Here is a 708-nt window from a genome sequence, read left to right as displayed (position 1 = left end):
TCAGAATGAAAATACAGATGGAAGTATATTCAAACTATCCAACTTTTCACCTGCAGAGTCGGGGTATTATCGCTTTACCATTACCAACATCTGGGCTCAGGACCTTACTATCAGCAGTGACCCGATAACAGTAAATATACTGCTGGATGCTGCCCCAGCCAACCCGCAAGCTACCGCCACCGACTTTGACAAAATACAACTCCAATGGGATGGCACAACAGGAATAAACTACGAGATCCAACGCTCCACCACCTCCGGCAGCGGCTATGCCACCATAGCCATCACCAGCCCCGGAGCCAAAAGCTATACCGACAACACATTAACAGCAAACACCACCTATTACTATCGCATCAGGGCCAGTTACGGAGCAGAAACTTCACCCTATACCCCACAGGTATCAGCAAAAACCAAAGCACAGATAGCCCCCAACACAGACCTGAAACACCGACCCCAATACAATGGTAACATCTCCGCCATCAAGTGGAAAAGCCATGGCGATACAGAAGAAAAGCTATACACCTACCACTACGATCCTATGAACAGGATCACAAAAGCCCAGTACAGCCAGGGTAGCAGTACACTGAACAACTGGACCACCACCCTGGCCAAAGGAGGCTTTAGTGTCAACAATATAACCTATGATCTAAACGGCAACATCCAAAACCTCAACAGGCAATCTATAGGCACCGACTTCCGCACCATCGATGC

1 protein-coding gene is annotated in these 708 nt (G+C 48.3%); it reads left to right on the top strand.

Annotation, left to right across the window (positions count from 1 at the left end):
* Positions 1-708, top strand: a 708-nt coding sequence (locus C900_RS27755; RefSeq protein ID WP_040497729.1) for a fibronectin type III domain-containing protein, incomplete at both ends; no start/stop codon positions are given.

Source organism: Fulvivirga imtechensis AK7 (assembly GCF_000331535.1).
In the GTDB taxonomy this organism is placed as follows: domain Bacteria; phylum Bacteroidota; class Bacteroidia; order Cytophagales; family Cyclobacteriaceae; genus Fulvivirga; species Fulvivirga imtechensis.
This window is presented reverse-complemented; position numbering and strand designations above follow the sequence as displayed.